Here is a 5,669-nt window from a genome sequence, read left to right as displayed (position 1 = left end):
CCCCGGGCAGCTCCACCCGGAAGCGGGCGCCCCCGCCGGGGCGGTCGCCCGCGCCGGCCCGCCCCCGGTGCGCGGCGGCGTGCTGCGCGACGATGGCCAGCCCGAGCCCGGTGCCGTCGCCGTCGCCACGCGAGTGCGCGGCCCGGCCACGGACGAAGCGGTCGAAGATGGGGTCGCGGTCCTCCGGCGGCACGCCCGGCCCCTCGTCGTCGACCTCGACGATCCCCGTGCCGTCGCGCTGCGACAGCCGTACGGCCACGGGGCCGCCGCCGTGGCGCAGCGCGTTGTCGACCAGGTTGGCCAGGATCTGCTCGACCCGACGCTCGTCGACCAGCCAGGTGGGGGCGACACCCGCGCCGACCCGGACGAGCGTGTCCGGCAGCCCGCGGACCTGACAGGCGCGGCGGGCCAGCGCCGCCACGTCGACCGGCGCCCGGTCGACCGGCTGGTCGCTGCGGGCGAGTTGGATGAGGTCGTTGACGAGCTGCTCGAACCGGGTGATCTCGTCGGCCACCAGGCCGGCGGCGGTGGCGGTGCGCTCGTCGAGGTGGGCCCGGCGACGGGCCAGGACGCTGGCCGCGGCCGAGAGGGTCTGCAACGGCGAGCGCAGCTCGTGGCTGACGTCGGCGGCGAAGCGGCGGTCCCGCTCGATGCGCCGGGAGAGCTGGTCGACCATGTGGTTGAAGGAGGTGGAGAGCCGGGTCAGGTCGGGGTCGGTGGTCGCGGCGAGCCGGGCGGAGAAGTTGCCCGCCGCGATCTCCTGCGCGGCGTCGGCCACCGCCGTCAGCGGCCGAAGGCTGTGCCGGGTGGCGTACCAGCCCAGGGCGGCGCCGGACCCGGCGACCACGATGGCCACGGCGGTCAGCGCCAGCGCCAGGACCCGCAGGGTCTGGTCCAGCTCGCGCAGCGACGTCAGCTCGTAGTAGCTGGTGGACGGGGCTAGCGGCAGGCCGACGAGCAGGGTGGGCTGGCCGTTGACCCGGACCCGCTGCACGGCCGGTTCCCCGGCGTGGACGAGCTGTTGCAGGTCGACCGGGATGGCGGCGGTCAGGCCGGCGTCGGCCGTGCGGGCGTACCAGTCGTCGCCGCGGTGCAGCAGCGGCCGGCGGTTGCCGCCGGTGTCGAGCGACCGCAGCACCTCCACCACGTCGGGGGCGTCCGTGTCGAGGCCGGTACGCACCACCGCCGCGTCGAAGTACGCCGCCCGCACGGCGGTGCGCTCCCGCTCGTCGAGCAGGGATCGCCTGGTCAGCTCGTACGAGACCAGGGCCATCGAGGCGGACAGCAGCAACGCGCCGACCGCGAAACCGGCGGACACCCGGGCCCGCAGTCCCAGGCGCCTCACCGGGTCAGCTTGTAGCCGAGGCCGCGCAGGGTGACCAGGTGCCGGGGGTTGCCCGGATCGTCCTCGATCTTCTGCCGCAGCCGACCCACGTGCACGTCGACGAGCCGCTCGTCACCGGTGTCGTAGCCCCAGACCCGTTGCAGCAGCTGGTGGCGCGACAGCACCCGACCGGCGTGCTCGGCCAGCTCGCACAGCAGCCGGAACTCGGTGCGGGTGACCGGCACCGGCCGCCCGCCCAGGCGTACCTCCCCGGCGTCCGGGCTGATCTCCAGCTCCCCGAAGGTGAGCACCGGCACGGGGTCGGGGGCCGCCCGGGCCCGGCGGCGCAGGGCGCGCAGCCGCGCCGACAGTTCCTTGATCGCCACCGGCTTGACCACGTAGTCGTCGGCCCCGGCCTCCAGTGCCGCGACGATGTCGTGGGTGTCGTCGCGGGCGCTGACCACCACGATCGGCACGTCGTCGTCGCGGCGCAGCCGCCGGATGCACTCGAAGCCGTCGAGGCCCGGCAGCATCAGGTCGACCAGTACGGTGTCGGCCGGCTCCCGGCGCTGCCGCAGCAGGCCCTCCTCGGCGGTGGCCACGCCCCGGACGCGGTAGCCCTCGTCCTCGAGCGCGAGCAGCAACGCCAGACGGATCCGGTCGTCGTCCTCGATCACCAGCACGTCCGTCATACCGGCATCATCCCCAAGGCGGCGACGGGTGCCCAACCGTGTCCGGCGTTCGGCGGTTTTGTCACGCAACTGTCATACAACCGCGTGACCCGCGCCACGGGCGGCGCCGAGGGTGGTGGGGTACAACCGTGGGCCGGCTGCCGTCGGCCGGCCGGCACCGCAGGAGGGATCAGATGACCGTCGCCGGTCTCCTCACCGCGCTCGCCGTCGGTCTCCTCGTCGCCGGGGCGGGCTGGCGGGTGACCCCGCGCCGGCGGGAGGTGCCGGTCTGGCTGGCGCTGGTGGCGGGGATCGTCACCGCGCTGCTCGGCGTCATCCTGGCCCGCATCGTCGGCCTCGACACCGACGGATCGGCCGGGTGGCGCGTCGGCGTGCCGGCCGGCTCGGCCGTCGTCGGCGTCGCTCTCGTGGCGGCCACGGCCGGTCCTCGGCGCGCCGCCGCCCCGCCGGGCGGGACGGGGCCGGACCTCGACACCGCCCAGACGCCGCCGGTCGCGGGCCGGCGCGTGGCACGGCCCGACCTCCCGTGGAGGAAGACACGATGACCGTCGTACCGGACGAGCACCTGATGACGTTGATCTGCGACAGCTGCGGGGACACGACCACGGGCACCGCCTGCGTCCTGCCCGACGCCGAGGTCGTCTGGACCCTGGTGGCCGAACACGGCTGGAGCGGCTCGCCGTTCGCCACGGGCCCGCACCGCTGTCCCCGGTGCAGCCTGCCGGGTCTCGGGGCCGGCCGCGACGCCACCGGTCAGGGCGGCCAGTCGGGCGGCGGGGTGCTGGGCGTCGACCACCTCGACGACGTCGCGGTGGTGACGGCCGCCGGGAACATCGACGTCGACACCGCCGACGAGCTGCGGGCCGCCCTGCGGCAGGCGGTGGACGTCCACGGGCACGTGGTGGTGGACCTGACCCGGGTGCACCTCATCGACGCCGGCGGGCTCGGGCTGCTCGTCCGGGCCCACCGCGACGCCCGGGAGCGGGGCGCCGTGCTCTGCCTGGCAGCTCCGTCCCGTTTCATCCGCACCGTGCTGCACACCATGCGACTCGACGGGCTGTTCCCGGTCTTCGCGAGCCCGCAGGAGGCGGTCCGCCGGCTCTCTCCGGGCGGGGCCGGTGCCACCTCCGGGCTGGCGGCCGTCGCCGCCGGGCCGGATCCGCGCGGCCTCCCCGCGGCGGCGGTGTCCGAGGCGTCGTCCCGCTGACCCGATCGCCGGGCCCGCGTGGCCCCGGCTCGGCAGAACCATCGAGAGGAAGCACGCCATGCTCATCCCCTGGCCGTACCCGGACGAGGGCGGGTTCCCTGCCGAGCCGCCGGGCCCCTCGCCGACCGACGAGGACGGCCGGCTGGCGGCGCTGGTCGCCCAGCGGTTGAGCAGCGACTGGACCACCCGGCGCCAGCAGATCGTGGTGACCGTGCAGAACCGCGTCGTCATCCTCGCGGGCATCGTGGCCGGCCCGGACACCCGACGGGTGGCCGGCGAGATCGCCTGGGACGTCCAGGGCGTCGTCGACGTCTGCAACGCCCTGCGGCTCGCCGGCCCCCGCCGGCCCCGCCTCTGAGCGCCGGCCCCGATGATCGGCGACGGCGTCCGGGCCGGTGGGTCCTCCCGGTCGCGGGCAAGCCGGCGGACCGCGGGACCGGTCAGGCCGCGGGCTGGTCGACCGGGCAGGCGTACGCCGTGCGACCGCCCAGCTGCCAGGTGCGCACCCGGGCGCCGCAGCGCCGGCAGGCCGGCCGCTTGTAGACCCACCGCTCATCGGGTGCCGCCGGGTCGCTGACCACCTGGCCGGCGTCGCGGCCCAGCGCCAGGTAGCCGACGGCGAGCTCCCACAGCCGGCGGGCGGGCGCCGGTCCGACCGCCCGGGCGTCCGGGTCGAGGCCGGCGAGGAAGAGCAGCTCCGCCCGCCAGGCGTTGCCGAGGCCCGCCCACACCGCCTGGTCCAGCAGCGCTGCGCCGACCGCGCCCCTGGCGGCGCCGAGCCGGCGTACGGCGTCCTCACCGTCGGCGTCGGCGCGCAGCGGGTCCGGGCCCAGCGAGGCCCGCAGCGCGCGCTCGCCGTCGCCGCGGAGCGGTTCGCAGCGGATGGGCGCGATCAGGTCGTACGCGACGCCCGCGCCGGCCAGGCGCAGCCGGACGCCCCCGCGGGGCGGGACGGCCGGGTCGTCGTGGCGCAGGAACAGCCCGCGCATGCCGAGGTGCACGTGCAGGGCCGGCGCGTCGTCGACGTGGTAGAGCAGGTGCTTGCCGTACGCCTCCACCGCGCGCAGCCGCCGCCCGTCGTACGGGCCGGTGTCCAGGCGACCCTGCGGGCTGGAGGCGGCGAGGACCTGCCCGGCGAGCGTGGCGTGCTGGTCGCGCGCGTACCGGTGGACGAGGTGGCCCTCGGGCATGCGCCCGGGTACCCGCGGCACGGGCGCGGAAACGGCGCGCCCGGGGCGCGGGAACAACGGCGATCGGTCCGCAGTTGTCCCCTTTCGTGACCGACCCTGTCCCGCACTCTCGGCTGTTCGACGTCCGGCGGATCTACGTGGAGCCGGAGGCCGCCGCGCTGCCCCGTGGGCGGGCCGTGCTGGAGCGCTTTCCCGACGCGGAGCGCGTCGAGGTCGAGAGCCACTCCCGCATCCCGGAGCTGTACGGGGACGAGACGAACGTGGCCCGGTGGGTGCGGATCAAGACGGAGGCCCTGGTGCTGGGGGTCAAGAAGTCCCTCACCGCCCGCCCGAACGGCCGCTCGGCCGACTTCATCGCCCCGTCCACGGCGAACGGCTGCGCGATGGCGTGCGCCTACTGCTACGTGCCGCGCCGCAAGGGCTACAGCAACCCGGTGACGGTCTTCGCCAACATCGACCGGATCACCGGCTACCTGGGCCGGCACGTGGGTCGGCAGGGCGTCAAGGGTGAGCCGAACCAGTGCGACCCCGCCGCCTGGGTGTACGACATCGGCGAGAACTCCGACTGCTCGCTGGACGCCCGCGTCTCCGACAACGTCCGGGACCTGGTGACGCTGTTCCGGGACCTGCCGACGGCGAAGGCCACGTTCGCCACGAAGCACGTCAACCGTGACCTGCTCGACTGGGATCCCCGGGGCCGGACCCGCGTCCGGTTCTCGCTGATGCCGGCCCGCGACGCGAAGCTGCTCGACATCCGGACCTCTCCGGTCGCGGAGCGGCTGGCCGCCGTCGACGACTTCGTCGCGGCCGGCTACGAGGTGCACGTCAATTTCAGCCCGGTGGTGGTCCGCGACGGATGGCTGGACGACTGGGCCGAGCTGCTCGACCAGCTCGACGACGCGCTCGGGCCCCGCGCCAAGGCGCAGCTCGCCGCCGAGGTCATCTTCCTGACCCACAACGACCGGCTGCACGAGGTGAACCTCGGTTGGCATCCGAAGGCCGAGGAGATCCTCTGGCGGCCGGATCTCCAGCAGCCGAAGCGGTCGCAGACCGGCGGCTGGAACGTGCGGTACCGCACCGGCAGCAAGGGCGCCTACGTGGCGGCGTTGACGGACCTGATCGCCGCGAAGGCGCCGTACTGCCGCGTCCGCTACGCGTTCTGACCGGCCCTTTCCTCGACGGAAAGCAGTTCAGGGCCACCCCGAAGGGTGACCCTGAACCGAATGATTGTCCGGCGGTGTCCTACTCTCCCACAC

Annotated in this window: 7 protein-coding genes; 4 read left to right on the top strand and 3 right to left on the bottom strand. The window is 75.2% G+C overall.

Annotated features, from left to right (window positions below; all coding sequences use genetic code 11):
* Together ACFHW0_RS31380 and ACFHW0_RS31375 are read right to left on the bottom strand one after the other, a co-directional pair.
* On the bottom strand, nucleotides 1-1,345 hold a 1,345-nt coding region (locus ACFHW0_RS31380; RefSeq protein WP_416613248.1), incomplete at its 3' end, for a sensor histidine kinase.
* A complete protein-coding gene (locus tag ACFHW0_RS31375) occupies nucleotides 1,342-2,016 on the bottom strand; it encodes a response regulator transcription factor (RefSeq protein WP_416613247.1) in 675 nt (224 codons plus the stop codon). The genes ACFHW0_RS31380 and ACFHW0_RS31375, both read right to left, overlap by 4 nt.
* A gap of 173 nt (nucleotides 2,017-2,189) precedes the next feature.
* Between ACFHW0_RS31375 and ACFHW0_RS31370 the strand changes: the two genes are divergently transcribed.
* Genes ACFHW0_RS31370 through ACFHW0_RS31360 form a run of 3 tightly spaced genes read left to right on the top strand, consistent with a single transcriptional unit; the run spans nucleotide 2,190 to nucleotide 3,581 of the window.
* On the top strand, nucleotides 2,190-2,561 hold the full coding sequence (locus ACFHW0_RS31370; RefSeq protein ID WP_416613246.1) for a hypothetical protein: 372 nt from the start codon (nucleotides 2,190-2,192) through the stop codon (nucleotides 2,559-2,561).
* Nucleotides 2,558-3,223 (top strand): STAS domain-containing protein, encoded by a 666-nt coding sequence (locus ACFHW0_RS31365; protein WP_416613245.1) that lies wholly within the window; start codon nucleotides 2,558-2,560, stop codon nucleotides 3,221-3,223. The genes ACFHW0_RS31370 and ACFHW0_RS31365 overlap by 4 nt, the downstream gene beginning before the upstream one ends.
* 58 nt (nucleotides 3,224-3,281) lie before the next feature.
* Nucleotides 3,282-3,581, top strand: coding sequence for a BON domain-containing protein (locus ACFHW0_RS31360; RefSeq protein WP_416613244.1), 300 nt, complete (start codon nucleotides 3,282-3,284; stop codon nucleotides 3,579-3,581).
* A gap of 82 nt (nucleotides 3,582-3,663) precedes the next feature.
* Here the strand turns inward: ACFHW0_RS31360 and ACFHW0_RS31355 are convergent, their stop codons facing one another.
* Complete coding sequence (locus tag ACFHW0_RS31355; RefSeq protein WP_416613243.1) at nucleotides 3,664-4,413, bottom strand: DNA-formamidopyrimidine glycosylase family protein; 750 nt, start codon at nucleotides 4,411-4,413, stop codon at nucleotides 3,664-3,666.
* A gap of 86 nt (nucleotides 4,414-4,499) precedes the next feature.
* On the opposite strand from ACFHW0_RS31355, the gene ACFHW0_RS31350 reads away from it, so the two are divergent.
* Nucleotides 4,500-5,576, top strand: a complete 1,077-nt coding sequence (locus ACFHW0_RS31350) for a spore photoproduct lyase family protein (RefSeq protein WP_416613242.1) — start codon at nucleotides 4,500-4,502, stop codon at nucleotides 5,574-5,576.
* Nucleotides 5,577-5,669: the final 93 nt, after the last annotated feature.

It is taken from the genome of Micromonospora sp. LOL_025 (assembly GCF_048060285.1).
Classification (GTDB): domain Bacteria; phylum Actinomycetota; class Actinomycetes; order Mycobacteriales; family Micromonosporaceae; genus Micromonospora.
Note: the sequence above shows the minus strand (reverse complement) of the source record. Positions and strands in the feature narration are given on the sequence as shown.

Bases quoted from the DNA above. Each gene is read 5' to 3' on its own strand.
- ACFHW0_RS31375 (WP_416613247.1), bottom strand. From the start codon at position 2,016: ATGACGGACGTGCTGGTGATCGAGGACGACGACCGGATCCGTCTGGCG.
- ACFHW0_RS31370 (WP_416613246.1), top strand. From the start codon at position 2,190: ATGACCGTCGCCGGTCTCCTCACCGCGCTCGCCGTCGGTCTCCTCGTC.
- ACFHW0_RS31365 (WP_416613245.1), top strand. From the start codon at position 2,558: ATGACCGTCGTACCGGACGAGCACCTGATGACGTTGATCTGCGACAGC.
- ACFHW0_RS31360 (WP_416613244.1), top strand. From the start codon at position 3,282: ATGCTCATCCCCTGGCCGTACCCGGACGAGGGCGGGTTCCCTGCCGAG.
- ACFHW0_RS31355 (WP_416613243.1), bottom strand. From the start codon at position 4,413: ATGCCCGAGGGCCACCTCGTCCACCGGTACGCGCGCGACCAGCACGCC.